The sequence below is a fragment of the Echinicola pacifica DSM 19836 genome, from assembly GCF_000373245.1.
Classification (GTDB): Bacteria; Bacteroidota; Bacteroidia; order Cytophagales; family Cyclobacteriaceae; genus Echinicola; species Echinicola pacifica.
In genome coordinates this window covers 46,103-69,874 of record NZ_KB890760.1, presented here as the reverse complement: position 1 = coordinate 69,874, position 23,772 = coordinate 46,103, and the positions used below count along the sequence as shown (strand labels likewise).

The 23,772-nt window shown below is 44.1% G+C and carries 23 protein-coding genes; 7 read left to right on the top strand and 16 right to left on the bottom strand.

Going from position 1 to position 23,772, the window contains the following annotated elements:
- Positions 1 to 43 precede the first annotated feature (43 nt).
- Positions 44 to 919 (top strand): succinate--CoA ligase subunit alpha, encoded by an 876-nt coding sequence (gene sucD / locus B050_RS0121550; protein WP_018476038.1) that lies wholly within the window; start codon positions 44 to 46, stop codon positions 917 to 919.
- A gap of 245 nt (positions 920 to 1,164) precedes the next feature.
- On the opposite strand, the gene B050_RS0121545 is transcribed toward sucD, so the two are convergent.
- A complete protein-coding gene (locus B050_RS0121545; RefSeq protein ID WP_018476037.1) occupies positions 1,165 to 1,779 on the bottom strand; it encodes a 2OG-Fe(II) oxygenase in 615 nt (204 codons plus the stop codon).
- A 236-nt stretch (positions 1,780 to 2,015) separates the two neighbouring features.
- Here B050_RS0121545 and B050_RS0121540 point away from each other — a divergent pair, with 236 nt between their 5' ends.
- Complete coding sequence (locus B050_RS0121540; RefSeq protein ID WP_018476036.1) at positions 2,016 to 2,783, top strand: hypothetical protein; 768 nt, start codon at positions 2,016 to 2,018, stop codon at positions 2,781 to 2,783.
- Between the two features lie 11 nt (positions 2,784 to 2,794).
- The gene (locus tag B050_RS0121535; protein ID WP_026236082.1) at positions 2,795 to 3,466 is read left to right on the top strand and encodes an OmpA family protein; all 672 of its coding nucleotides are present in this window, start codon (positions 2,795 to 2,797) and stop codon (positions 3,464 to 3,466) included.
- A 437-nt stretch (positions 3,467 to 3,903) separates the two neighbouring features.
- Here B050_RS0121535 and rny read toward each other — a convergent pair whose 3' ends face one another.
- The 7 genes from rny to rpsT all read right to left on the bottom strand — a co-directional run bounded on the left by rny (position 3,904) and on the right by rpsT (position 10,292).
- Positions 3,904 to 5,466: a ribonuclease Y gene (rny, locus tag B050_RS0121530; protein ID WP_018476034.1), complete on the bottom strand. Its 1,563-nt coding sequence runs from the start codon at positions 5,464 to 5,466 to the stop codon at positions 3,904 to 3,906.
- A 74-nt stretch (positions 5,467 to 5,540) separates the two neighbouring features.
- A complete protein-coding gene (locus B050_RS0121525; protein WP_018476033.1) occupies positions 5,541 to 5,825 on the bottom strand; it encodes a cell division protein ZapA in 285 nt (94 codons plus the stop codon).
- A gap of 2 nt (positions 5,826 to 5,827) precedes the next feature.
- Positions 5,828 to 6,112: a hypothetical protein gene (locus B050_RS0121520; protein ID WP_018476032.1), complete on the bottom strand. Its 285-nt coding sequence runs from the start codon at positions 6,110 to 6,112 to the stop codon at positions 5,828 to 5,830.
- A gap of 4 nt (positions 6,113 to 6,116) precedes the next feature.
- Complete coding sequence (pheT, locus tag B050_RS0121515; RefSeq protein WP_018476031.1) at positions 6,117 to 8,528, bottom strand: phenylalanine--tRNA ligase subunit beta; 2,412 nt, start codon at positions 8,526 to 8,528, stop codon at positions 6,117 to 6,119.
- A 63-nt stretch (positions 8,529 to 8,591) separates the two neighbouring features.
- Complete coding sequence (locus tag B050_RS0121510) at positions 8,592 to 9,209, bottom strand: DUF1684 domain-containing protein (RefSeq protein ID WP_018476030.1); 618 nt, start codon at positions 9,207 to 9,209, stop codon at positions 8,592 to 8,594.
- A 7-nt stretch (positions 9,210 to 9,216) separates the two neighbouring features.
- The gene (gene radC / locus B050_RS0121505; protein ID WP_018476029.1) at positions 9,217 to 9,912 is read right to left on the bottom strand and encodes a RadC family protein; all 696 of its coding nucleotides are present in this window, start codon (positions 9,910 to 9,912) and stop codon (positions 9,217 to 9,219) included.
- Positions 9,913 to 10,037: 125 nt separating this feature from the next.
- Complete coding sequence (rpsT, locus tag B050_RS0121500; RefSeq protein ID WP_018476028.1) at positions 10,038 to 10,292, bottom strand: 30S ribosomal protein S20; 255 nt, start codon at positions 10,290 to 10,292, stop codon at positions 10,038 to 10,040.
- A 217-nt stretch (positions 10,293 to 10,509) separates the two neighbouring features.
- On the opposite strand from rpsT, the gene B050_RS0121495 reads away from it, so the two are divergent.
- A complete protein-coding gene (locus B050_RS0121495) occupies positions 10,510 to 11,475 on the top strand; it encodes a zinc dependent phospholipase C family protein (protein WP_018476027.1) in 966 nt (321 codons plus the stop codon).
- Positions 11,476 to 11,659: 184 nt separating this feature from the next.
- Here B050_RS0121495 and B050_RS0121490 read toward each other — a convergent pair whose 3' ends face one another.
- Both B050_RS0121490 and ettA read right to left on the bottom strand, forming a co-directional pair.
- Entirely contained in the window at positions 11,660 to 12,967 is a 1,308-nt protein-coding gene (locus tag B050_RS0121490; RefSeq protein WP_026236080.1) for a pyridoxal phosphate-dependent aminotransferase, read from the bottom strand.
- A 121-nt stretch (positions 12,968 to 13,088) separates the two neighbouring features.
- Positions 13,089 to 14,768 (bottom strand): energy-dependent translational throttle protein EttA, encoded by a 1,680-nt coding sequence (gene ettA / locus B050_RS0121485; protein ID WP_018476025.1) that lies wholly within the window; start codon positions 14,766 to 14,768, stop codon positions 13,089 to 13,091.
- 146 nt (positions 14,769 to 14,914) lie between these two features.
- Between ettA and B050_RS0121480 the strand changes: the two genes are divergently transcribed.
- Together B050_RS0121480 and B050_RS0121475 are read left to right on the top strand one after the other, a co-directional pair.
- Complete coding sequence (locus B050_RS0121480; protein ID WP_018476024.1) at positions 14,915 to 16,162, top strand: DUF349 domain-containing protein; 1,248 nt, start codon at positions 14,915 to 14,917, stop codon at positions 16,160 to 16,162.
- A 79-nt stretch (positions 16,163 to 16,241) separates the two neighbouring features.
- Positions 16,242 to 16,463 (top strand): DUF2795 domain-containing protein, encoded by a 222-nt coding sequence (locus B050_RS0121475; RefSeq protein WP_015263907.1) that lies wholly within the window; start codon positions 16,242 to 16,244, stop codon positions 16,461 to 16,463.
- A gap of 26 nt (positions 16,464 to 16,489) precedes the next feature.
- Here the strand turns inward: B050_RS0121475 and B050_RS0121470 are convergent, their stop codons facing one another.
- From B050_RS0121470 to queA, 5 genes are all read right to left on the bottom strand, one after another.
- Positions 16,490 to 17,218, bottom strand: a complete 729-nt coding sequence (locus B050_RS0121470; protein ID WP_018476023.1) for a LytR/AlgR family response regulator transcription factor — start codon at positions 17,216 to 17,218, stop codon at positions 16,490 to 16,492.
- Positions 17,215 to 18,267, bottom strand: coding sequence for a sensor histidine kinase (locus tag B050_RS0121465; protein WP_018476022.1), 1,053 nt, complete (start codon positions 18,265 to 18,267; stop codon positions 17,215 to 17,217). Before B050_RS0121465 ends, B050_RS0121470 begins: the two co-directional genes overlap by 4 nt.
- 13 nt (positions 18,268 to 18,280) lie before the next feature.
- Positions 18,281 to 19,075, bottom strand: coding sequence for a LiaF transmembrane domain-containing protein (locus tag B050_RS0121460; protein ID WP_018476021.1), 795 nt, complete (start codon positions 19,073 to 19,075; stop codon positions 18,281 to 18,283).
- Between the two features lie 184 nt (positions 19,076 to 19,259).
- The gene (locus B050_RS0121455) at positions 19,260 to 19,934 is read right to left on the bottom strand and encodes a 2-C-methyl-D-erythritol 4-phosphate cytidylyltransferase (protein WP_018476020.1); all 675 of its coding nucleotides are present in this window, start codon (positions 19,932 to 19,934) and stop codon (positions 19,260 to 19,262) included.
- A 121-nt stretch (positions 19,935 to 20,055) separates the two neighbouring features.
- Positions 20,056 to 21,105, bottom strand: a complete 1,050-nt coding sequence (queA, locus tag B050_RS0121450) for a tRNA preQ1(34) S-adenosylmethionine ribosyltransferase-isomerase QueA (RefSeq protein ID WP_018476019.1) — start codon at positions 21,103 to 21,105, stop codon at positions 20,056 to 20,058.
- Between the two features lie 127 nt (positions 21,106 to 21,232).
- Here queA and B050_RS0121445 point away from each other — a divergent pair, with 127 nt between their 5' ends.
- A complete protein-coding gene (locus B050_RS0121445; RefSeq protein WP_026236079.1) occupies positions 21,233 to 22,480 on the top strand; it encodes an ABC transporter permease in 1,248 nt (415 codons plus the stop codon).
- Positions 22,481 to 22,731: 251 nt separating this feature from the next.
- Here B050_RS0121445 and recA read toward each other — a convergent pair whose 3' ends face one another.
- Positions 22,732 to 23,760, bottom strand: a complete 1,029-nt coding sequence (recA, locus tag B050_RS0121440; protein ID WP_018476017.1) for a recombinase RecA — start codon at positions 23,758 to 23,760, stop codon at positions 22,732 to 22,734.
- Positions 23,761 to 23,772 lie beyond the last annotated feature (12 nt).

Below are 23,772 nucleotides of genomic sequence, written 5' to 3'. Positions count from 1 at the left end.
GCTTAATCTTTTATTTTTGTAACCAAACTTTAAAAATCGCATCATGAGTGTTTTAGTAAATAAAGATTCTAAAGTAATCGTCCAGGGCTTCACTGGATCTGAAGGTTCTTTCCATGCGCAGCAGATGATTGAGTACGGTACCAACTTGGTTGGTGGCGTGACTCCAGGCAAAGGCGGCAATTCGCATTTAGGAAAACCAGTTTTCAATTCCGTAAAAGAAGCTGTTGAAGCGACTGGAGCAGACACATCCATAATATTTGTACCACCTGCTTTTGCAGCTGATGCTATTATGGAAGCTGCTGATGCAGGCATCAACGTGATCATTACCATCACCGAAGGCATCCCTGTAAAAGATATGATGGTTGCAAAACCATATATCAAGGAAAGAGGAGCCACCCTTATCGGACCAAACTGCCCTGGAGTAATCACTCCCGGAGAAGCTAAAGTAGGCATCATGCCTGGTTTTGTTTTCAAAACTGGCCGTGTAGGAATCGTTTCTAAATCAGGAACATTGACGTATGAAGCTGCCGATCAGATTGCAAAAGCTGGTCTTGGCGTATCTACAGCTATTGGTATCGGTGGTGACCCGATCATCGGAACCTCTACCAAAGAGGCGGTACAACTTCTAATGGAAGATCCAGAGACGGATGCAATCGTAATGATCGGCGAAATCGGCGGTAACTACGAAGCAGAAGCTGCTCAATGGATCAAAGAAGATGGTAACAAAAAGCCTGTAGTGGGCTTTATCGCTGGTCAGACAGCACCTCCAGGCCGTAGAATGGGCCATGCTGGTGCTATCATTGGCGGAGCAGATGATACCGCAGAAGCCAAAATGCGAATCATGAGAGAAAATGGTATCCATGTAGCAGAATCTCCTGCTGAAATTGGAGAAGTAATGGCCAAAGCGCTTAATATCTAAGCTAAAGGCTCAATAAAAAACAAAAAAAGGCAGTAGAAATACTGCCTTTTTTTATGCTTTGATGCTATTATTTATAAAACCCCAGCTATTTATAATACCCCAACTTGCAATGATAGAAATAAAACCCGCCTTCCTCTCCCCTATCTTTCCGCAGTAGTGGCCCAGTGGCCCAAAATCAATTAAAATGGAGAAAGGAGTATTATTTGTCTTCGATAGATAAAACAATAGTTCAGGAATTTGAAGCTTTAATATTCTATATCACGCATCCAGCCTGTAATGCTGATGCGCTCTTTAAAGGTCATCAACACCTCATGAGGGATCTCCCCACTTAGAAAAATCACCAAGCGCCCTCCCTTCGGAAATACATCGAGAATTTCTTCCGTCCCATCCTCTTGGGGCAAATACATCCTTAGTGCTCCACCATCATCCTCGGACCATTCATCATTGAGGTAGAGGATGCAGGATACCACACGGTAAGAAACCTTCTGGAATTGATCCAGATGTCTGAGGTAAAATGAGCCTGGAGGATACATCGCAAAATGGGCCTCATAAGACCTTAGTCCAAGGTAACATCTTTGGTTGATCGCAGACTTGAGTTCTTCTATTTGGTCCCAATACCTCCTCTGCAAGGGGGTAAGCTGCCAATAATCCATCCAACAAACCTTATCACTCCTGATTTCCGGCTGAATCCTAAAGTCACCACCCTTCCCGACTCCTGCCATTCTGAACTGTCCATGGTGCAAGATATCTTGCTGTTCTTCAAGCAATTCCTTCCGAAACCCCTCTTCCAGAAAGTTATCCACTATACACCAACCCTTTTCATAAAGCTGCTCGGCAATGTTTTCGGCTATGGCTTCCATATCTTATTTTTTATTGGCGTCAAATGTACTCGAATAATTAATAATAAAACCATAATTTTGCATCAAAATTCCGTGGTCGAAATATAGACGGACCGGATTACCCTTCTCCTATGAATAGCAGGCTATTATGGCGGGAAACTAATCTGGCCTAATAATCGCATAATGGAACCAAATGAGTTTAAAAATGATTAATAATTGCTTCTCACTGAACCAATTATTCCTTAAAAAGAAAAAAGATGTTATTAAAATCCGATGATATAAAGCGCCTTGAGATTGATTTTGACTCAGGTATATTACCCCCACCGTTTAGCCACCAGTTCAAACTAAAAATCAGCTTCGAAAAATCCTTCATCAACACCCAGTTTACGATGCGGTACACTGATCGGGACGAGTTGAGTCTGGAGGAGATAGAATCTGAAGGGTTCACAGAAAATGATGATGTGGATTTTGTGGGTGAGATCCCTATGGTCTGGCAAAAGCCTATTATAGACCTTTATGCCCAAACGAAGTGGTCCAATAAAAAGGAGTTGGATGAAAATGGCGGCATAAAAATCATGGCAAAAGATGTGCATGGCAAAATCTCTAGGAGCCTTCCCTTAAACCAGGAAGTATGGCATATGCTCTCTCAGGAGCTTATCCAGGCTATTTTTGAGGTGAGCCAAAAAGAAGCGCCCCTTACTGTTCGCTATTTGGATATCGACAATGATTCGGTAAAATCATGCGCCATCACCATGAAATTCTCCATCCGCAAACCCATTCTCGAAATCAACGATCAGATTACTGAGAGAGATTGGGAAGAATGCCGTGAGCTATTGGGCTATGTGTATTTACCCGATTATGATTATGAGCTAGCCACGGAGACGATGCCTAAGAAAAGGGGAAAATACATTGATTGTGGAGATGGACTTTGGCACAAATTTGGCAAAGGAGTTATCAACCTTGACGAATCTTTCGATGCAGTTTCGAAGATTCAGCAAGGGTTTGATAAATTAAACCAACTCTAAAAATTTTTGTTATGAAAAGCTTAAAATCAGTTTTAGCTATCACTATGAGTGCCTCGATTATGTTTGGATGTGCCAACTGGAGCAATACCGGTAAAGGGGCAGCTGTAGGTGCAGGTGCCGGCGGAGCACTAGGCGGATTAATCGGAAATAATAAAGGGAATACCGCCGCTGGAGCGGTGATCGGTGCCGCTGTCGGTGGGGCCGCAGGTGCTGCCATTGGCAAATACATGGATAAGCAAGCCAAGGAACTTGAGGAAATTGAAAATGCTGAGGTAGAACGTGTAGGTGAAGGCATTCAGGTGACCTTTGACTCAGGTATTCTTTACGGATTTGATTCCTACCAGCTTACTCCTGCTGCCCAGGAAAATGTCATGGAACTGGCAAAAATCCTCAATGAATACCCTGACACCAATATCATGATCAATGGACATACCGATAGCAAAGGAAGCGATGAGTATAACCAAAGCCTATCCGAAAAACGCGCCAATTCGGTGGCTAATTACCTGAAAATGCAAGGAATCGATGGCAGCAGATTGACCACCGCGGGTTATGGCGAATCAATGCCTGTAGGTAGCAATGATACTGACGAAGGCCGCGCGCAAAACAGGCGTGTAGAAGTAGCCATCACCGCCAATGATGATTTGGTAGAGAAAGCTGAAAGTGGTGAACTGGAAAATATGTAAGGCTAGTGTCGAAATAGAAATAAAAAAAGCTGGAGAAATTATTCTCCGGCTTTTTTAATGCCAACTTCCCTGTGCCACAGAAAACAACGCATTAACAAAGGGGAACATTCAACCAGAATGTGAAAACCTAATTAAGCTTCACAGAGGCATCAAAGGGTTATAGAATTTGAGCACTAAGATGGGGCTCCTGGGGCTGGCATAACATTTATGTACAATCACTTGATCTATTCGAGGACCAATTCCCTTCATCCTCTATCCATTTACCGCTTATAGAGCAATATGCGGGGTAGTTCTGTCTGCTTATATCGTAAGCGCTATTTCGAAGGAGGATTACTACCCTTAATACTACTACCTAAACATAAAAAAAAGCTGAGCAGAAGGTCTTTCTGCATCAGCTTTTTTTTATGGTATAAAATTCAAGACCTCAGGTCTAAAGTTTACTTAGCATAGTTGACCGCTCTCATTTCTCTGATCACTGTTACCTTGATTTGGCCAGGATACTGCATTTCCTTTTCTATTTTCTGAGAAATCTCAAATGACAGTCTGCCTGCGGTGGTATCATCCACATTTTCGGCATCCACTAATACTCTGAGTTCACGACCTGCTTGCATGGCAAAACATTTGTTTACACCATCAAAGCTGAGGGCTAGATCTTCAAGGTCTTTCAGCCTTTTGATATAGCTATCCATTATTTCTCTACGAGCGCCAGGACGAGAGCCAGAGATGGCATCAGAGGCCTGGACGATTGGAGAGATCATGGAAGTCATCTCGATCTCATCATGGTGAGCTCCGATAGCATTGCATACTTCAGGATGCTCCTTATATTTCTTAGCGAGCTCCATACCTAAGATAGCATGAGGAAGTTCTGCTTCTTCAGGATACACTTTCCCGATATCATGCAGCAGACCTGCTCTTTTGGCAAGCTTGGCATTGAAGCCCATTTCTGCAGCCATGGTAGCACAAAGCTTGGCTACTTCTCTGGAGTGCTGAAGGAGGTTTTGACCATAAGAAGATCTGAATCTCATTCTTCCGACCATTCGGATTAGCTCTGGATGGAGTCCATGTACGCCGAGATCGATACAGGTTCTCTCGCCGATTTCGACGATTTCCTCTTCGATATTTTTCTCTGTTTTAGCGACCACTTCTTCGATTCTTGCGGGGTGAATACGCCCATCCTGAACCAATCTATGAAGGGACAAACGGGCAATTTCCCTCCTTACAGGGTCAAATCCTGAAATGATGATAGCCTCTGGGGTATCATCTACCACGATTTCCACACCTGTGGCGGCTTCTAGTGCGCGAATATTCCGGCCTTCTCGACCGATGATCTTGCCTTTGATATCATCACTTTCGATATTGAATACCGACACGCAATTTTCGATTGCATGTTCAGTAGCGGTCCGTTGGATGGTATCCAGCACGATTTTCTTGGCTTGCTTGGTTGCGCTGAGTTTCGCCTGATCGAGGATATCCTTGATATGGGAGGAGGCCTTGGTATGGGCTTCATCCTGGAGCATCACAACAAGTTGATCTCTTGCTTCTTCTTTGGTGAGCAAGGCGACTTTTTCCAGATCCGAAATTCGTTGGTTGGTCACTCGATCGAGTTCCTCTTTCTTTACGGACACTGAATGAAGCTGAGCATTAAGATTTTCCTTCTTGCTGTCCAGTTCCGCTTCTTTGCGTTTGATCTGCTCCATTTCTTTGGAAAGGATCTGCTCACGCTGCTTCAGTTTACCTTCATTAGTAATAAGAATATTTTTTTTCTTATTAGTCTCTTCTTCAAAGTCCGCTTTAAGCTTAAGGTATTTCTCTTTAGCCTCAAGAATTTTATCTTTTTTGATAGATTCTGCGGTGATTTCAGCTTCTCTCAGGAGGCCTTTGGCTTTCTCCTGAGCTTCCAGCTCTACTTTTAGGTTGTTCTTCTTCAGGAAGAGTCCAACTACTAAGGCCCCAATTGCCAGGCCGACAATGCCTGCTATTATTATTGTGTATATTACCATAGGTATTTTAGGTTAATAAAAGACCTACCGGTACAAAGAGTCAATTCACGCTTTGCTAATGGAACAAATAGAAATTACAATACGGATTTGAGTTGGTTATTGATATTCATAAGGGTGGCATTGATTTGCTCACTGTCTTCAGAAGTTACTTCGCTTACCTCCATGGCTTCTACCATGCAGTCAAACGCTACCATTGCTAACAGATCCTGCCTGTCATCTAAACCAAATTCCTCTCTATATTTTTTTAATTTATCATTAATCAACTTACCCGCACGTCTGATTTTCGCCTCATCCTCTGCCTTTACTTTCATAGGATATTCTCTATCCCCTATTTTTATTCTTATCGAAAGCGTATCCATCTTTATTCAGACAAGTAGGTTATGATCTTATCGATCTCTTTAATATAATTATCTATTCTATTCCGGAGCTCAGCTGATGCCATATTCTCTACCGGTATGTTGTTTACAATTTTACTAATTTTAATTTGATTTTTAAAATATTCCAAAGATTCCTCTTTTTCCTGCAATTCCTCCAACAAGCTCCCCACTCTCTGGCGGAGAGCATGGTTTTCCTGCTCCAGAAAATCCATTTTCTTTGTGACCTTATTGGCAAGTTGCTGCAGATGTTGGAGTTCTTCGTGAATCATCTCGTTACTTTCTAATCAAAGCGCCAATTTCTTTTTCAAATGATTGCATCAATCGGTTCATCGTCTGATCAATCATTTTGTCGTTCAATGTTTTTGTATTGTCCTGAAGATAGAAACTCAAGGCATAGGCTTTCTTCCCTGCATCGATTTTATCTCCTTGATATACATCAAAAACCCCAATATGATTTAACAACTTCCCTCCAGCCTTGGAAGCCACTTTCTTTACGGCATCGAAGGACACTTCCTTATCGATCACCAACGAAAGATCTCTCCTTACCTCTGGGAATTTGCTGATTTCTTCATATTGTTTCAGGCCTTTTGCCTTTTTGGTCATTATATCCCAGCTTAGCTCAGCGTAAAACACCGCTTGCTTCACCTCTGCCAGCTGCGTCACTGCTGCGGACAGCAGCCCTATGGTACCCACCTCCTTGGCTCCTATCATCAGCCGAAGCGCATAATCGTAAGGTGCCTCATGGATAATCTCCACTGCTGGAGTCTGCAAGTTGAGCTTCTCAAACAAGCGCTCTACAATGGTATAAAGATCCGGAAAACTCACCTCTTTATTCGGCTCAAGCCAACTTTCGGAGGATTTGGCTCCGGTAAGGAACAGTGATAAATGACTTTCCTCCCGGTATCCTGACTCTTCCTTGAAGTAGGTATTCCCAAACTCATAAAACTTCAGGTCCTTCTGACGTCTGTTGATATTATGAGCAAGGACTTCCAAGCCTGTAAATAACAAAGTTTGACGCATTACTCCCAAGTCTTCGCTGAGTTTATTGTAAATTTCTACATTATCCTCTTCTTTCAAGTGAGCCGCTTTGGCAGAATATACTGGCTTGGTAAGGGAATTGGTCATGATCTCATGATACCCCATACCTGTTAGCAATTCTGAAACCCTGTATTGCAGTTTATTTCCATCCTTAGAAGGATGCTCGGCAAGGAATCCCGCCTGATAAGTATCGCTAAGAAGGACATTTTCGAAGCCATATATTCGAAGAATTTCCTCGATGATATCCGCCTCTCTGGTCACATCCACGCGATAAGGCTTCACAATGGCGGTAAAACCTACTTCCGTTTCATTTTTGAGACCTATTTCTAAGTTTTCTAAGATTTCCTTGATGGTCTCTGCTGGAATATGCTTACCGATAAGCCTATCTACATTGGCATACTTTACGGCCACCTCAAAATCCGCAGCAGGATGAGGATACAGGTCAATTGGCTCTGAGCTAATCTCCCCTCCAGCAATCTCCTTAATTAATAGTGCCGCGGCTTTAAGCGCAAATAAAGGCATGTTTGGATCCGTACCTCTTTCAAATCTAAAAGAGGCGTCAGTCTTCAGACCATGCACCAGGCTACCTCTTCGGATCACGTCAGGGCTGAAATAAGCGCTTTCCAAAAAGATGGAAGTCGTCTGATCGCTAACTCCTGAATCCTCCCCTCCAAAGACCCCTGCGATGCAGAGCCCTCCTTTAGGATCACAGATCATCAGCTCTTCACCCGTAAGCTTTCTTTCTTTTTCGTCCAAAGTAATAAAGGCAGTCTCTGAAGGAAGTTTTTTTACAAGAATGGTATCCCCTTCCACCTTGTCCAAGTCAAAAGCATGCAACGGCTGACCTAGATCATGCAGGATAAAATTGGTGATATCCACCACATTATTAATAGGCTCCAGCCCCAAAGCCCGCAGGTAATTTTGCAACCATGCCGGAGATTCCTGAATTTTCAATCCCGAAATAGTAAGTCCCGCATAACGTGGGCAATCCTGAGCGCTTTCGACCTCCACCTTGACTGGCCGACTGGTATTATCCACCTTGAAGGAAGAGATATCTGGCATATGCAGCTCTCTCTTCAGCAGGGCCTTCAGGTCCCTGGCCACCCCTAGATGAGAAGCGGCATCAGCGCGATTTGGCGTTAGGCCTATCTCTAATACATCTCCTTCTTCTATATCAAAATACGCTTTGGCAGAAGTCCCATTTTCAAGGCTGGTATCCAGGACCATGATCCCGTCGTGACTGTGGCCCAGGCCTAATTCATCCCCTGCACAGATCATTCCCTCAGATACTTCTCCTCTAATCTTGGCTTTTTTGATCACAAATGACTCGCCATCTTCCGGATATAAAGTAGCTCCAACGGTGGCCACCACCACTTTTTGGCCTTTGGCCACGTTTGGGGCTCCGCAGACGATGGGAACCACCTCCGTACCAATGTCCACTGTGGTGCATCTCAGTCGGTCGGCATTGGGGTGTGGTTCACAAGTGAGGACCTCACCGATCACCATGCCTGCCAGCCCACCTTGGATAGACTCATATCGCTCCACTCCTTCCACCTCCAGACCCGATTGGGTCAGCAGGTCGGCGATAGTGGTGGTATCTTCGTCAAAATGTATATACTTCTTTAATCTATTTATCGATACTTTCATGTATTCAATCTTATTTGGCTGAATTAAGGAGCAAATTTAAGATAAATGCCCGTGGCAAAAAGTTTATTTGCTGTAATTTTTCTCTCCTGCTTCAATCGCCACTTCGAGTAGGTTTTCTTTTGGAGGAATGGGACAAGCAAAATCGGGATTATAGGCGCAGTAAGGGTTATAGGCTAAGTTAAAATCAAGGGTGATGCTATTGAAGCCATCTTGCCTGATATTCAAATACCTGCCGCCTCCATAGGTGCTTTCGCCGCTGGTTTTATCCGCAAAAGGAAGGAAAAAATTCTTCTTATCTGGCTCCGTTACGGACTGCAATAATAATAAGCGCAGGGCCTTGCCATTAAGCTCAAATTCTGCATAGCTATGCTTAAGGTATTTCTCCTGAGTACCATCGGTCATGGGGATTTCTAATACCTGCCGCTCCTGTAGCGGCACCAATCTGGCCCTTACTTTATACTCTGGCGCCACATCAAAGCAATCCAGGGAATCTAATTCTTTCTTTTGGTCAGGGGTGAGTGGCGATTCATCATTAAATTTCAAGAATTTAAATTGCCGTGTGCGCTCTGCCAAAACCCTGGCTTTATAATCCTCGACATCTGCGCCCCCGGAAAACATATAAAAAATGGCTGTAACGGCAATTAAGCCCCCTATAGTCAGTAATACTCTCTTTTGGTTCATAGTTCATTCAGATCATTGATTCATCTGCGAAGCTAAAATAACCAACATCGGTGAAAATAACATGATCAATGACCGGCATCTCTAATTTCTTTCCTAAATCTACCAGTTTATGGGTGAGGGCTTCGTCCGCCTGGGAGGGCTTAAGGGTGCCGGAAGGATGGTTATGAACGAGGATCATTCCCGAGGCGCCATATTGTAGGGCGCTTTTAAAGATCAATTTCGGATCTACCACCGTTCCACTGGTTCCTCCCTTGCTGATCATCTCCTTTCTCAGGACATAATTGGCTCGATTCATCAGGATAACGTAAAAATACTCCACGGACTCATCTTGCATTTCGGGTCGCATGAGCTCATAGACTTCTTTGGAACTGGAAATTCGTGGCCTGATGGGGGCGTCTGCCACTTTACGCCTTCGCCCCAGCTCTAGGGCGCTTACGATGGTGACCGCCTTGGCTTCTCCTATCCCCTTAAACTGTTGTAGATCCTTTACGCTTAACTTAGCCAATGCACCGAGGTCATTTTCGACGCTGGCAAGGATAAGTTTTGACAAATCTATAGCGCTCATATTCTGAACTCCGGATCCGATCAAAATGGCGATCAATTCGGCATCGGTCAAATTCCCCTTCCCCTTCAGCAGCAACTTCTCTCTGGGCCTGTCTTCCTCCGCTAAAGCGGTAATTTTAATAGAGTTGTAGGTATACATTGATTATTTAAGGTAAATTCTAACTGGAACCCACTCATAATCAATAATCTACCTAAAATCAAAGAATAAAAAAAGTCCTGCCACAGTAGTAGCAGGACTTTTCTGAAATCTTAGGAAGTAATAATTTACCCCAAAGCATTCACAATTTTAGCAAGGCTAGACTTTTTGTTAGCCGCATTGTTTTTGTGAATAATGTTTTTCTTCGCAAGTTTATCGATCATAGAAGATACTTTCTTGAACAACTCCTGAGCTTCTGATTTGTCAGTTGTATGTTTCAATTTCTTGATGAAAGTTCTTGTCGTCTTAGCCTGATATTTGTTTCTCAAACGCTTGGCTTCGTTTGCACGAATTCTCTTAAGAGCTGATTTGTGATTTGCCATATCTTAATTTTGCTTATAATTTCTTTGAATTTGCCCACTGTCCATTAATAGGAGTGCAAAGTTAACTCTTTTATTTATATTCCCAAAAAGAATGTGAAAGTTTAAGCGATAAAGTTTTATCACCCAAAAGTTTATTCCTTTTTTTCTGCCCTGAAGCAAATGCAAATGTAAGCAAAACACCCTAGACTTTTTCATAAATTATTATTATATTTTTAAAATGAAAAGAGCGGGGAGAGTAGTGGGATTGTTTTTGTGCAGTTGGATGGTAGCTTTTCACAGCTTTGCACCTTGGGGCTTTTATGCTCACAAGAAAATTAATCAACTGGCAGTGTTTTCTTTGCCCATAGAAATGCTGCCTTTCTACAAAGAAAACATCCAGTTTATCACCGAAAATGCCGTCAACCCAGATAAGCGCCGATACGCCGTGGAAGGGGAAGCCGAAAAGCACTACCTTGATGCTGATATCTATGGAGACAGCGCCGTATATACCCTACCTAGGTACTGGCAAGACGCCGTCGCCCTGTACGGAGAGGACAGCCTTAGAGCTTATGGCATAGCCCCTTGGAATGTAGAGCGGGTCAAAAGCCAACTTACCTATGCCTTTTTGGACAAAAACCCCTCAGCCATCCTGCGATTATCCGCTGACCTGGGGCATTATATCGGAGATATCAACGTCCCACTCCATACCACCGAAAATTATAATGGCCAACTTACCGACCAGGTAGGCATACATGGATTTTGGGAAAGTCGAATACCTGAATTATTAGCGGAAGACTTTGACTTCTTTGTGGGCAAGGCCGAATATATAAAAAACACCCAGCTGGCAGCATGGGACGCTATCATCGCCTCCCACGAAGCCTTAGACAGTGTACTTATTTTCGAAAAAGAACTCAACCGCCAATTTACCCAGGACAAAAAATATAGCTTTGAACAAAGAGGCAACCTTAATGTGCGGGTCTATTCTAAAGAATATACCATGGCTTATAACCAGATGCTGCATGGTCAGGTGGAGAGGCAAATGAAAAAATCAATCCGAATGGTGGCCAATTTCTGGTTTACCGCCTGGGTGGATGGAGGACAGCCCGACCTAAACGAACTCCTCTTACAGCCACTCCCTATGCTGCTGGATGAGGAAGTACTGGAAGGAACTGCGCCTATCCCCTCTCGCTCTCACGACCACTAGTACCACCGACCACAGCCAGAAGGATCTTCGGTCAACTAAAACCATCTATCCAGCCACAAAAAAAAGGCACTCACCAGTAGAATTACCAGTAAGTGCCCCTTATCGCCTTTATTGAATTAGGCTTATTCTTTTCTTATTAAATACAGGTTCTCCAGCGGAGACCGTCCCCCACCGTCCAAAAACATTAGGCAGACTTCAAATAAGCCCTGATGCTATTGGCAATTTTGGTGAAGGTATCTCGGAATTTATCTTCGTTTTCTTCCAATAAAGTCACCCTAAAGCCCCTCAAATTGGAACAAAAGGAACTCACGGGAACGACACATATACCTTCTGAAGCCAATAGGTTATACACGAAACGCTTATCATGTGGCATATCGCCTTCGCTGAGCCACTGATCCAGGAATCCTTTTACTCGGGTATCCTCCACGGGCAGATGCTGGCGCTCATTCAGCATACTTTCATCAAAGACGATGGTATTATAAAAGGCCCCTTTGGTTTTATTGAATTTAATTCCAGGAACTCCAGCTAATACTTCTTCCATGATCCTGCTGCGCTTTCCTATCCGCTCATTGGCCTCCTTACGGTAGGATTGATAGGCCGGGTGACTCATCACCTTAGGAATCGCCAATTGCGGCAGCATGGTAGAGCACACCTCTATCATCTTCGCATTCTCCAGCGTGGTGCAAAGTTTATTGAATTCCTCAGAGGCTCCCTTATTATAAAACTCCATCCATCCACACCTGGATCCAGGCCAGGGAAATTCCTTGGAGATACCTTTGAGTGAAATACCTGGCAAGTCTCCTATCACCTCGGATAGAGAGATGGCCTCATACCCATTATAGGTGATGTTTTGATATATCTCATCGGCAATCAGGAGTAAGTTAAATTCCCGAGCAATGGACACAAATCGCTCCAGCACCTCCCGAGGATACACCATTCCGGTCGGATTGTCAGGATTGATGATCAATAAGCCCACAATATTGGGATTATACTTCACCTTATTATAGAGGTCTTCCATGTCCGGATACCAGTTATTATCAGGATCCAGCCTATAGGTGATAGGCAGAGAGTTGGCATGTGCTGCCTCTGCAGAGCTATGGGTGGAATATGCCGGTGAAGGGCCGATAATTCTGGCCGTAGGAATAAGGAACTGGTACAGTTTGGCAATCGCATCGCCTAGGCCATTAAAGAACAAGATATCCTCAGCGGTAATCTGTACACCGCTGCGCTTATTATTCAATGCAGCCAGGTACTGACGGGTTTGCAACATTCCTTTGGAGTCTGCATAGCCGTAAGTTTTGTCATCACTGACCAATTCCTGCACGATTTCCTTCATCCATGCAGGTATGGTATTACTTTTTTGGATTGGATCACCGATATTTTCCCAGGTGATCTCAAAGCCTAAGCTTTCAATAATTTTCGCTTTTTTTACGATCCCGCGGATCTCATAATTGAGTTCGTCCGCTCCAGGAGCAAGCAAAATCTGTCTGATCATAATTCCACCAATAAATCTCTCAAAATTTCGGCCAAAGGTAGGGAAAATAATCTCCCCGACCTTAAGCAAACACCAACAATATTTGGCGCGGCTGCTAAGCGCTAAACTAGATAAAGGCTTATTTCAGCTTTTTGTATTTAATTCGCTTAGGAGCCACATCTCCAAGTCTTTTCTTCTTATTTTCTTCGTAATCCGAGAAGTTCCCCTCAAACCAATACACCTGAGAATCTCCCTCAAAGGCCAGGATATGGGTACAAATACGATCCAAGAACCACCTATCGTGGGAAATCACCACTGCACAACCCCCAAAATTCTCTAAAGCTTCTTCCAAGGAACGAAGGGTGTTTACATCCAGGTCGTTGGTAGGTTCATCGAGAAGAAGTAGGTTTCCATTCTCCTTAAGGGTCATAGCCAGGTGGACTCTATTTCGTTCCCCACCGGATAGTTTGCCCACTTTCTTTTCCTGGTCAGAGCCTGAGAAATTAAATTTGCTCACATAAGCGCGGGCATTCATTTCTTTATTGCCCAGTTTTATAAATTCATTACCTTCCGAAATGGATTCATAGACCGACTTACCGGCATCCAGCTGGTCATGCTCTTGATCGACATAAGCCAGTTGCACCGTCTCCCCTACTTCAAAACTCCCCTCATCGGGCTTTTCATTTCCGGTGATTAGCTTAAAGAGCGTGGATTTACCAGCTCCATTTGGCCCAATAATCCCTACTATCCCTCCTTGAGGTAGGGCGAAAGTAAGGTTGTCAAATAGCAACTTGTCTCCAAAAGCTTTAGAAACGCCATTTACTTCTATCACTTTGGCTCCCAACCTAGGTCCTGGCGGAATATAAAGCTCCAATTTAGATTCTCTTTCTTTGGACTCTTCGCCCACGAGTTTGTCATAAGCGGACAGCCTAGCTTTCCCTTTGGCTTGTCGGGCTTTGGGAGTCATTCGGATCCAGTCGAGCTCTCTTTCCAGGGTTTTCTGACGTTTGGATTCAGTTTTCTCTTCCTGAACCAATCGTTTTTGTTTCTGGTCTAGCCAGCTACTATAGTTTCCCTTCCATGGAATCCCTTCACCTCTATCGAGTTCCAGTATCCATCCGGCTACATTATCCAGGAAGTAACGATCGTGAGTTACTGCAATCACAGTACCTTTATATTGCTTCAGGTGTTGCTCCAGCCAAAGGACAGATTCAGCGTCCAGGTGGTTGGTAGGCTCATCGAGTAATAATACATCTGGCTCCTGGAGCAGAAGGCGGCACAGGGCCACTCTTCTCTTTTCACCACCGGAAAGGTTTTTTACGTTAGCATCACCGGGGGGAAGTCTGAGAGCATCCATTGCCTTATCCAGCATCACATCGAGCTCCCAGGCATTGGCAGCATCGAGTTTTTCCTGGACATCGCCTTGGCGCTCGATCAGTTTATTCATAGCATCAGGATCCTCCATCAGAGCGGGATCCATAAACTTCTCATTTATTTCTTCAAATTCCTTGAGCAGGTTGACGGTGGTGGCCACCGCTTCTTCCACGACCTCCTTCACGGTCTTGTCGGGATCCAGCTGTGGTTCCTGCTCCAGCATTCCAACAGAATAGCCAGGAGACCAGACCACTTCACCCAAGAATTCCTTATCCATTCCTGCAATAATTTTGAGAAGGGAGCTTTTCCCTGAACCATTGAGGCCGAGTACCCCAATCTTAGCTCCGTAAAAAAATGACAGGTATATATCCTTTAGCACTTTTTTCTGCGGAGGATAGATTTTTGATACTCCTGCCATGGAAAATATAATTTTCTCGTCACTCATACTTTTATCTTTTACCTGTTGGTTATAATTTTATGAAGGAACAAATATGGCAAATAATCGCCTTCTTTAGGATAAATGCATCTTAATTAATTAATTTGCAGGAAACAAGCATTGGCCAACTAACCACCAACTTATTTTAAATTGAGATGGAGCATCCATACGGGTATATCAAAGACGACAAAGTTTATTTAAAAGGATTTTTAAATCAGGAAGACAGAGTGATTGGTGAGGTTAAGGAGAGCGAGGCTTCCACCATCAAATACTTTGAGGACCGGTTTGAGCTAGCGAAGAAGAAAGTAGCTGACCTTAAGCAAGATATAGAAGACAATCAGAACAAAGGGTCATTCCTCATGAAGCTAATCCACCTGCGTGAGGCGCTTATGAAATATGATGCTTTGGGAGATTTCATTCCGTTGATTGAGGAGCTCAATGAGCAGGAAGAATCCTTAAATGTAATAATTCAGTCCAATAGAGAGCGGAATTATGAGATCAAGGAAGCATTGATCCAGGAGGCTGAGGAGCTGATGCACGACACTGATTGGAAAGAAACCAGTGAAAAATTTCGTGATATCAAGCTACGATGGATAAAAACCGGACCTGTTGACCCTGAGCATAAGGAAGAAATCGATAGGAGATTTAAAAATGCGCTGGACACTTTCTATGAAAGTCGTACCAACTTCTTTGAAGGCCTTGCCCTACAAGCGGAGCAAAATATCGTGGTATATGAAGCTTTGGTAGAACAAGCCAAAGAAGCCTATAATATGCATGATGTGAAGCAGGCCTTTGAAATAAGCAAAAAAATCCAAAAGCAATGGAAGGAATCCGGTAAAGTACCCGCCGAACGTCGCCAGCCATTGTGGGATGAATTTTCACGGCTGAACAATAAGATTTTTGGACGGTATAAGAGAACCATGCAAAGCAAGCAGCAGCTCAGACCCTTTGAAGTGGTCAAGAAAATCGAGCAGCTGGCCCAGTCCATGAGAGACCTATCACTAGGCATCACCAATCCAGAGAAAATATCCAAAGCCAAACGCCTCCAGGCGGAGTTTAAAGCACTGCCTCCCAAAAAACCAAGAGAGGCACAACAATATTCTAGATTGTTCGTCTTCTTTACTGATATTGTTTTTGAGAAATCATTCTTACATAAACTTGCCAGGTCAAAATATGATAACTATTATGACTTAAGCGAAACCGAACAGAATCAGATCAAAATCAATATATTGAAGGACCTCATCAATACTGATGAGAAAGAATTAAGCACTGTTAAAGAGAATTCAGAGAAGTTTCGATCTCAGGAGAGTGATTTTGAAACCATGTTATACCGAAAAATATCCACGTACAAAAGGAAGCTTGATGTAAAAAATCATATACTTAAGGAACTTTCCAATAATTAATTGGTTAGAGTTTAACAAAATAAAAGATTTTATATTTTTGCTTCACCGTGTACAGCGGAAAACTTAAAATGTTGAGACTATGTATTGGACTTTAGAATTAGCGTCTTATCTTGAAGACGCACCATGGCCAGCGACCAAAGATGAATTGATCGATTACGCTATCCGTACAGGTACTCCTCTGGAAGTAGTAGAAAACCTGCAGGAACTGGAAGATGATGGCGAGCCTTATGAAAACATCGAAGAGATTTGGCCAGATTATCCAACAAAAGATGATTTCTTCTTCAATGAAGACGAATATTAACTAAAAGCCCTTAATTGGGCTTTTTTTTATATCCCTAGCACCTTCTTCAAGCGGACCATTCCCGTGCGGCTCACAGGAATCCCCTCCCCTGTCCTGAGCCGAACCACATATCCATCCTTCTCATAATTTTCCACTTTCTGGATAAAACCCACATTCACAAGATAGGAGCGATGGACCCTGACAAACTGCGCCTCATCCATGCCCGACTCAAAATATTTCAATGTCTTATTCTTCAGGAACTTCTTACCTCCACGATAAATATTCACAAAATCGTCATTGGCCTCCATATGCGAAATTTCCCTAGTCGGGATCACAATTATCTCATTCTTATCCTTCAGCACCACCCGCTGCGCCACGGAAGACTGCAATCCAGACTGCACCAGGTCAGCCACCTCGGCCTTTGCCCCCAGCTGATAATAGCGCTTCAAGGCGGCATCAAAGCGTTCTCGCGAAAAAGGCTTGAGTAAATAATCCACCGCATGACTGTCAAAGGCCTTCATCGCATACTGATCAAAAGCCGTGGTAAAAACAATGGCAGGAGGCTCCTCCAATAGCTCCAGCATCTCAAAACCAGAAATCCTTGGCATCTGCACATCCAAAAAGACCAAGTCAGGCGCATGCTTTTGGATTGATTTCAAGCCTTCAAAGCCATCCTGGCAAATATCCACCACCTCAAAGTCCGGGTATTCTGCAATATACTCCTCCACCAAGGAGGCCGCCAGAGGCTCATCATCTATAATAATTACTTTCTTCATACCAGTGTATTTCTTATTGGGATTTTCATCACTACACTAAACAATCCATTCTCCGAAGATACGGAAATCAGATCTCGCCGTCCAAAAAGTAAATAAAGCCTTCGGCGAACAGAGTCCAGGCCAAAGCCGGTCCCACTTTCTGCCACTCCATTGGGATCATAAGGATTCTGAACGCTGATCAAGATCATGCCTTGGACCACCTTCACCTCCACCTCTATTTTTACCTTGCCCAAGAGTCCATACACCCCGTGCTTGACGGCATTCTCCACCACGGGCTGGATCAGCAAGGGTGGGATGATACATTTCTCCACGGAGGTATCCTCAGCGATATCCACCTCCAGCCGATGGCCGAACCTAACCTTTTCTATACTTAGAAATAGACGTACCGTATTGATTTCTTCCGCCACAGTGACCCATTTCAAGTCATTCTTACGGATAGTGCTGCGGAGAAACTCAGACAGCTGTAAAATCATCTCACGTGCTTGCTCAGGCTGTCTTTTGAGCAAAGCGCTGATGGAGTTGAGGCTATTGAAGAGGAAGTGGGGCTGAAGCTGCTGACGGAGATGATATAGCTCTGCCTCCTTGGACAGCTGCGCCATCTGCTCCTCGCGCTCATGAGCGGCCAGCTGGTCTTCCAGGCGCCCGGCAACGATCATGAATATCGCAAAACCCGAAAGAATCAGCATCATATACGCTAGGCGAAGCCAGGATATATAGGCAATCCACTCCAGGTACATAGGATCATCGGTCACCAGTTTTCTAAGGGCGAAATTGCCGCCAAACACAATGGTAAAGGCCAGCAAAATAACTAGAAATAAGACCACCCCATAATTCCTTTCCTCGGGTTGGTAATATCGAAAAATATTGGACAATAAAAACAAGCCCCCCACCAAGAGTCCCCCAAAGACCAATGCGTCCATAATCGAGCGATAGGGACTCAGTCCATAATGGTAAAGCAATAAAGCCTGGCCGCCAGCAATGACGACCAGGCCTATTAATACTTTGATCCAGGCCTGCTTAAAGCCATTTGCAAATCTATTATTAATCATCCGGGGCAAGGGCTTAAAAGGACTTGATTTCCAATCCGCCAAATAGCACCGTACCGGTTATTCTAAGCACTTTAGGCTGCTCTTCGCTATGCTGGGGATACATGCGCTTGTCTTCCACTCCGGCGAATACGTTGGTCACATCCATTTTGACCTCCCAGTTGGCTGGCATCATTAACTTGACGCCACCAAAGGCCACCTCAACATTCAATACCGCATTGGGGCCGAGCTCTGCCTGAGTAAGGTCAATTTCCGTTCCTCCAAAAATAGCGGATACCTTGCCGCCAATAAAATTTTTGGACAATACCCTCTTCTGAATCCCACAAAATAAGGCCTGAGAGAAAACCCGGTCATTTTGCTCAGTGGTAAATCCCGCCGACCCCAGGTCAGAATAGGAAGATGAATCACTGGTTTTGGAGCTACCTCCTATCCCTTGTTCCTTGCCATAGTCCATACTATTCATACCGGACCAATTGAGATAATCCTTTTTCCCTTTGGTCAACATCAAGAAAACACCCAAGGCGATTAAGCCTGCCGGAATCAGAAACGTTTCGATTTCATGGGGGATATTGAGCTCCTTCTTTAACAAGAAATACCCTCCAAAAATCACCATAAAGAGCCCAAAACCACTTTGAAAATTATGTTTAGCCAAGGAGATGATCCCTACAGCCACAAAAATCATTGGCCAGGAGAAGATCCAATCAGGGATAAAAATCCCCATCTTACGTACCAGTAAAAATAAGCCTACAGCCAAAACAATCATTCCAGTGGTCATACGTCCACCATCTCCACTTTTATAATACTTTCCCATTGTTAAAATAGTTTTTGGTTACACTTTCGGTTTTCTTCTGAAATTCATCTTTCGGATGCGACCGAGTCTTAGATGATCAGTTATAAGATATTCGAAGGTAAGCAGACCACTCGCGCCAGACTATAGGAAATATGCAAATGGAGACAAAAACTCGGTTAATCAACGAAAAATGGCGGTAAGTGGATCAGGACTTCAGCAGCAAAAACTGCGCGTAATCCATATCCTCCGGACTGGTGATTTTAATGTTTTCAGCATTCCCTGCGATCAGGTGCACCTGCCATCCCTGATGCTCAAACACCGTGGCATCATCGGTAAAATGATGCAGTTCGGTAACGTCAAAGGCTTTTTTGATACGAACCAGGTCAAAAGTCTGTGGGGTCTGGACCAGCCTAAAGTATTGTCTTTCCTGGTAGAAGGATTTTCCTTCATCGGTCAGTTTCCGGATGGAATCTTTTAGCGGCACCACAGCTATGGCACTTCCGTACTGCGAGGCCATCCGGAAGCTCTCTGCGATCACTGAAGGGCTCACGAAGGGTCTTACACCATCATGTATCGCCACCACTCCTTGGGTGTCCGCAATGGCATTTAAACCATTTTTGACAGACTGGAACCTGGATGGTCCTCCAGCCACGAGCTGATGTGGGATCTCAAAGTCGAACTTGTCACATAATTCTATCCAAAAATCCATATCCACTTCGGGGATCACCAGGATCAGCCTGATCTGGGCATCTAGCTGGTAAAAAACCTCCAGCGTATGCATCAACACTGGCTTGCCACCTATCTCTAGATACTGTTTTGGTATGGGTGAGCCCATGCGGGTCCCCTTTCCTCCTGCTACAATTATTGCAGACTTATTCATATATCAACGATCTCTAATTCAGCGCAAAAGTAAAAATAAATTCTGAAACAGGGCCCATGTGTATATTACCCTACCATGAAATAATGGTCAATAAAAAAGGCTCCTTTCAGAGCCTTTTTTATTAAAGTATTAACATGGCATCTCCATAGGAGAAGAACCTATATTTCTCTTTGATCGCCTCTTGGTAGGCTTTCATGATCAGATCATAGCCTCCAAAAGCGGCCGTGGTCATCAGCAAAGTTGACTCTGGAAGGTGAAAATTAGTCACCAAAGCATTGGCAATCTTGAACTCATAAGGAGGAATGATGAATTTATCCGTCCATCCGCTGGAAGGCTTCAAGCGATTGCTAGCGGTCACGGAGGATTCCACGGTCTTGAGGGAAGTGGTCCCCACAGCGACAACGCGTCTCTTCTGGTCCAGCGCGTCATTTACATAATCGACGGTTTTTTCCGGGATATTATAATTCTCAGAATCCATCTTGTGCTTGGTAAGGTCTTCCACGTCCACCTGGCGGAAAGTACCTAAGCCAATATGTAAGGTAATTGGAGAAACTTCCACACCCTTGATCTCAAGTCTTTTCAGCAAGTGAGGGGTGAAGTGCAAGCCGGCCGTTGGAGCGGCTACAGCGCCTACGTGCTCAGCATATATGGTCTGATAGCGCTCCCGGTCTTCTGCTTCCACCTTACGGTCGATGAAGTCTTTCAGGATAGGGGTCTCCCCAAGCGTATCTATGGTCTTATAAAACTCCTCATCGGTACCATCAAAAAGGAAACGAATGGTACGGCCACGAGAAGTGGTATTGTCTATCACCTCAGCGACCAAATCACTGTCTCCAAAGTAAAGTTTGTTCCCAACACGGATTTTACGAGCAGGATCCACAAGTACATCCCAAAGTCTCAATTCCTGATTAAGTTCTCTCAAAAGGAAAACCTCGATCTTCGCGCCTGTTTTCTCCTTATTACCATATAGTCTGGCTGGGAAAACTTTAGTATTATTAGTGACAAAGACATCGCCTTCATCAAAATATTCAATAATATCCTTGAAAATCCTATGCTCAATCTCACCAGTGTCGCGATGGACCACCATTAGGCGGGATTCATCCCTGTTTTCTTGTGGATAAAGAGATATGAGTTTTTTAGGAACTTCGAATTTGAAATCTGATAATTTCATATGTATTTTTATAGAAATATGATGAATATTTTGATTTACGATTTAGTCGTAAAAACCGCAAAGTTAATAAGAATAATAGCGAATTCTAGTTATATTGGCAAATAGTTTTTTACTAAAGTTTTGAAAAGTGGTGGTTGTTAGACAGATTTTGGAGAGTATTAGGTTTGCGATACAAGCGTTGAGGTCTAACCTTACACGAACAGTATTATCATTATTGGGTGTAACCATTGGTATTTTTGCGATTATAGCGGTATTTACAATGGTTGATTCATTGGAGAAGAATATAAAGTCCAGCTTCTCATTCTTAGGAACTAACGTATTAAGAGTGGATAGGTTCCCATTTTCTAACGGGCCTGGCGAATACCCCTGGTGGAAGTATTTCCGTCGACCCCCGGGGACTTATGGGGAATTCGTATATCTCAAGGAGCGGCTGAAGAACGCGGAAGCGATCACCATTTCTGCCTCCGCCAATACGACGCTCAAAAGGGGCAGCAGTTCCTTTGAAGGCGCTGACCTGCAAGGGGTGGTGTTTGACCATCAGGAAGTCTATGATGTTCCTGTGATGGATGGGCGATATTTCACCGAATTAGAGATCTCTGCCTCACGGAATGTCACCATTCTTGGAGCCAAAATAGCCGCTGCCCTCTTCCCCCAAGGCACGGCCATAGGTAAGGAACTTAAAATTAAAGGGCAGAAATTCGTGGTGATCGGCTTATTGGAGGAAGAAGGAGAAGGCTTATTTGACCTTCCTTCCAAGGACAATGCCTGCTTGATCCCATTTGGCGCTTTTGGAAAGATGTTCTATATGGGTCGCTGGGGAATAGAGCCCACCATCGCCGCCAAAGGCAGCGACAGCGACAAAGGATTGGTCGCCTTGGAAAATGAAATGACAGGCCTTCTTCGAGGAAAAAGAGGCCTAAAACCTATAGAAGTGGACAGTTTTGCCTTAAACAAATCGGAGTTTATTCAAAATGCCATCGGAGCGGTATTTGACGTTATCAGTATTGCAGGAGCGGTGATTGGCGGATTTTCTATTCTCGTAGGAGGATTTGGGATAGCCAATATCATGTTTGTCTCCGTCCGTGAGCGTACCAATATCATCGGTATCCAGAAGTCCCTTGGTGCCAAAAACTATTTTATTTTATTGCAATTCCTATTCGAATCCACCTTCCTTAGTATCATAGGTGGTCTCACAGGCTTAATGATGGTCTTTGCTTTCACCTTTGTGCCCTTTGGTTCATTAGAGATTTTCATGTCTGCCAATAATATCATCCTTGGGCTTGGGCTTTCGACGGTCATTGGGATGCTGTCAGGGGCCATCCCCGCCGCGATGGCTGCACGAATGGATCCTGTGGAAGCGATTAGAACAAATTGACAGGCGGCACAAAATGACAAGGCCATAAGAAGAAACTTCAAGCCAATGTCCCGCCCTAACAAGCTGACACTTTCTAGTCTTCCAGCCTCTCATCCTGTCTCACAGGGCCTCACTTCATTATCCTAATAAGTGGATATTATACAGGCGGATTATTCGATTCATTTTGCGGATCATCCGCATCATATAAAACTAAAAAGGGCATCCTGATATTCAGGATGCCCTTTGCAATAAATCAATCTTGAGGTATTGTATTATTCTTTTACTGGTTCTTCTTCCACTGCTCCACCCAGGCCCGCTTTGGCTTTAATCTTCACTTCTAGTTCTTCCATCAATTCAGGATTATCCAAAAGGAGATTTTTCACTGCATCACGTCCTTGTCCTAGCTTATTTCCTTCATACGAGAACCAGGAACCGGCTTTTTTCACAATTTCAAATTCCACTCCCAGATCGATAATCTCCCCTACTTTGGAGATCCCCTGACCGTACATAATGTCAAATTCCACCACTTTGAAAGGGGGAGCCATTTTATTTTTGACCACCTTTACTTTGGTACGGTTACCGAGGATATTGTCTGCGCTCTCCTTGATTTGGCCTATCCTACGGATATCCAATCTTACAGAGGCGTAAAACTTCAAGGCATTACCACCGGTGGTAGTTTCGGGACTTCCGAACATCACCCCGATTTTATCCCTTAGCTGGTTGATGAAGATGCAGGCACAGCCAGACTTATGGATTGCACCGGTAAGTTTTCTCAAGGCCTGAGACATCAATCTTGCCTGAAGGCCCATTTTGCTATCTCCCATTTCACCTTCTAGCTCGCCCTTAGGCACTAGAGCAGCTACGGAATCAATCACAATAATATCAATAGCGCCAGAGCGGATCAGGTGCTCGGCAATTTCGAGTGCTTGCTCCCCATTATCCGGCTGAGAGATCAGCAGGTTTTCCGTATCGATCCCCAGTTTTTCGGCATACGACTTATCGAATGCGTGCTCGGCATCGACGATGGCCGCTAAGCCTCCTTTTTTCTGCGCCTCAGCAATACAGTGCATCGCCAGCGTGGTCTTACCAGAAGATTCCGGCCCATACACTTCGATGATTCTTCCTTTGGGCACCCCTCCTATTCCTAATGCCATATCGAGCCCCAGAGAACCGGTGGAGATGGATGGTACGTCCATTACCTTATTATCACTGAGCTTCATCACGGTACCCTTACCGTAGGTTTTCTCCAACTTATCAATGGTAAGCTGGAGGGCTTTTAGCTTTTCTGTATTTTCACTCATACGTATATCTAT

What these genes read in the sequence shown, in the direction of transcription:
- pheT (WP_018476031.1), bottom strand. Translation starts at nt 8,528, where the DNA reads ATGAAAGTATCGATAAATAGATTAAAGAAGTATATACATTTTGACGAA.
- B050_RS0121455 (WP_018476020.1), bottom strand. Translation starts at nt 19,934, where the DNA reads ATGAATAAGTCTGCAATAATTGTAGCAGGAGGAAAGGGGACCCGCATG.
- B050_RS0121535 (WP_026236082.1), top strand. Translation starts at nt 2,795, where the DNA reads ATGAAAAGCTTAAAATCAGTTTTAGCTATCACTATGAGTGCCTCGATT.
- B050_RS0121470 (WP_018476023.1), bottom strand. Translation starts at nt 17,218, where the DNA reads ATGAAGAAAGTAATTATTATAGATGATGAGCCTCTGGCGGCCTCCTTG.
- B050_RS0121540 (WP_018476036.1), top strand. Translation starts at nt 2,016, where the DNA reads ATGTTATTAAAATCCGATGATATAAAGCGCCTTGAGATTGATTTTGAC.
- B050_RS0121475 (WP_015263907.1), top strand. Translation starts at nt 16,242, where the DNA reads ATGTATTGGACTTTAGAATTAGCGTCTTATCTTGAAGACGCACCATGG.
- ettA (WP_018476025.1), bottom strand. Translation starts at nt 14,768, where the DNA reads ATGAGTGACGAGAAAATTATATTTTCCATGGCAGGAGTATCAAAAATC.
- sucD (WP_018476038.1), top strand. Translation starts at nt 44, where the DNA reads ATGAGTGTTTTAGTAAATAAAGATTCTAAAGTAATCGTCCAGGGCTTC.
- B050_RS0121480 (WP_018476024.1), top strand. Translation starts at nt 14,915, where the DNA reads ATGGAGCATCCATACGGGTATATCAAAGACGACAAAGTTTATTTAAAA.
- B050_RS0121495 (WP_018476027.1), top strand. Translation starts at nt 10,510, where the DNA reads ATGAAAAGAGCGGGGAGAGTAGTGGGATTGTTTTTGTGCAGTTGGATG.
- queA (WP_018476019.1), bottom strand. Translation starts at nt 21,105, where the DNA reads ATGAAATTATCAGATTTCAAATTCGAAGTTCCTAAAAAACTCATATCT.
- radC (WP_018476029.1), bottom strand. Translation starts at nt 9,912, where the DNA reads ATGTATACCTACAACTCTATTAAAATTACCGCTTTAGCGGAGGAAGAC.
- B050_RS0121525 (WP_018476033.1), bottom strand. Translation starts at nt 5,825, where the DNA reads ATGGATACGCTTTCGATAAGAATAAAAATAGGGGATAGAGAATATCCT.
- rny (WP_018476034.1), bottom strand. Translation starts at nt 5,466, where the DNA reads ATGGTAATATACACAATAATAATAGCAGGCATTGTCGGCCTGGCAATT.
- recA (WP_018476017.1), bottom strand. Translation starts at nt 23,760, where the DNA reads ATGAGTGAAAATACAGAAAAGCTAAAAGCCCTCCAGCTTACCATTGAT.
- B050_RS0121520 (WP_018476032.1), bottom strand. Translation starts at nt 6,112, where the DNA reads ATGATTCACGAAGAACTCCAACATCTGCAGCAACTTGCCAATAAGGTC.
- B050_RS0121465 (WP_018476022.1), bottom strand. Translation starts at nt 18,267, where the DNA reads ATGATTAATAATAGATTTGCAAATGGCTTTAAGCAGGCCTGGATCAAA.
- B050_RS0121510 (WP_018476030.1), bottom strand. Translation starts at nt 9,209, where the DNA reads ATGAACCAAAAGAGAGTATTACTGACTATAGGGGGCTTAATTGCCGTT.
- B050_RS0121545 (WP_018476037.1), bottom strand. Translation starts at nt 1,779, where the DNA reads ATGGAAGCCATAGCCGAAAACATTGCCGAGCAGCTTTATGAAAAGGGT.
- rpsT (WP_018476028.1), bottom strand. Translation starts at nt 10,292, where the DNA reads ATGGCAAATCACAAATCAGCTCTTAAGAGAATTCGTGCAAACGAAGCC.
- B050_RS0121460 (WP_018476021.1), bottom strand. Translation starts at nt 19,075, where the DNA reads ATGGGAAAGTATTATAAAAGTGGAGATGGTGGACGTATGACCACTGGA.